At 44.7% G+C, this 1800-nt stretch carries 1 protein-coding gene; it reads right to left on the bottom strand.

Annotated features, from left to right (window positions below; translation table 11 throughout):
- Window positions 1-172: 172 nt before the first annotated feature.
- Window positions 173-1522, bottom strand: a complete 1350-nt coding sequence (gene pmbA, locus V7783_RS21235) for a metalloprotease PmbA (RefSeq protein WP_335680215.1) — start codon at window positions 1520-1522, stop codon at window positions 173-175.
- Window positions 1523-1800 lie beyond the last annotated feature (278 nt).

Consider the following 1800-nt stretch of genomic DNA (forward strand, 5'->3'; position numbering starts at 1 on the left):
TTTCCCGCTGATGTAACCCCGTAGGCGGGAGTTTACCTCGCGCAGGTCTTAGCGTTAAAGCAATCATCAACCGATGACGTAGGAAATGGCTTTAGCCATGAATTTCATAAAGCCGCGCCTACGCAAATTAAAACACCGATTAAAACTTACAACTTAAGACTTAAAGCTTCAATCAGCTTCCCGCAATCTGCATTTGCTCAATCAATACTGAACCGGTTTGAATACCACCGCGACGCTCTATGTCGCCACCTATGCCGCTAATGCCTTTAAACATGTCTTGCAGCTTACCTGCAATGGTAATTTCGCTTACAGGGTATTGTATCTCGCCATTTTCAACCCAAAAACCAGCTGCGCCTCGCGAGTAATCACCCGTTACGGTATTAACGCCCTGGCCCATTAACTCAGTCACCAATAAACCGGTACCCATTGTTTTTAACAACGCAGCTAAATCAGCGTGAGTTTGCTCAACTAGCCAGTTATGAATGCCACCAGCATGGCCGGTTGGTGTCATATTCATTTTACGCGCTGCGTAGCTTGCTAATAGATATGTTTGTAACTCGCCACCTTGAATGATTTCGCGGTCAATGGTTTTGACCCCTTCACTGTCAAAAGGTGAAGACGCTAACCCTTTTAATATATGCGGGCGCTCTGCAATATTAACGCAGTTATTGAATACTTGCGTGCCGAGGCTGTCGAGTAAAAAGCTTGATTTACGATATAGCGCACCACCACCAATTGCCGATACTAAATGGCCAAATAAAGAGTTGGCAATGTCTGCACGAAACACAACAGGCACTTTCATGGTGCCTAACTTTTGGCTGTTAAGTTTTGCTAACGTTTCATGAGCGGCTTCAAGCCCAACGGCTGCTGCATCATTTAACCCAGCTTGGTCACGCGCAACAGTATAGGCAGAGTCTCGCTGCATTTGCTCGCCGTCTTTACCAATCACCATAGTACTAATGCTGTGGCGCGAGCGTGGGTAACCGGTAATTAAACCATGGCTATTACCATACACTCGCAAACCTTGATGTGATGAGAAACTCGCACCATCAGAATTTACAATACGTGCATCAGCATTAAGCGCTGCTTGCTCTGCAGCATGACAAAGCTCAATACCTTGCTCAGGGCTAACATCCCAAGGGTGATATAAATCTAAATCAAGCGGGGCAAACTCAAGTAATGCTTTATCAGCAACCCCATTATGCGGATCGTCTGAAGTAAATTTAGCAATATCAATGGCTTTTTCGACCACTGTGCGTAACGTTTTCGGGTTTAAGTCAGCGGTTGACGCTGAGCCTTTATGATTACCAACATAGACGCTGATCCCTAAGCCGCCATCTTGGTTAAATTCGATTGTTTCGACTTCCCCCATGCGCGTACTGACAGATAAACCAGAGGTGCTCGACATAGCAGCTTCAGCGTCCGTAGCGCCGAGTTTTTTAGCGTGTTCTAACACTTCGGCAACGGCATCTTTAATTTGAGAAATTTGCGTATAAATAGGATCTTGCTGTTGGCTTTTCATCTTTTTAGTCCTGAGCTTAGAGCGTTTTGCGGGCGCAATCATAATACTTAAATGCTAACACACTCACTGCATTGCATCAGCTAATATTAATCATTAAAAGAATCACGTATATACCCAAGCCACCTCAAGATACAGAATTCAGCGTTTCACAGGGGCTTAATATCAAGGCGTTACTTTGCAAGAATGGCAGTCCCTTTTAAGAAGTAACAACGATGAGAGTAAGTGCCTGTGAAACGCCCAAAGGGTTGGTTTAAAAGCGATTTATACTGCGTTATTGA

The sequence above is a fragment of the Pseudoalteromonas sp. genome (genome assembly GCF_036960685.1).
GTDB lineage: Bacteria > Pseudomonadota > Gammaproteobacteria > Enterobacterales > Alteromonadaceae > Pseudoalteromonas.

Excerpts from the sequence above, each read along its gene's own strand:
- pmbA (WP_335680215.1), bottom strand. The coding sequence starts at position 1,522 with ATGAAAAGCCAACAGCAAGATCCTATTTATACGCAAATTTCTCAAATT.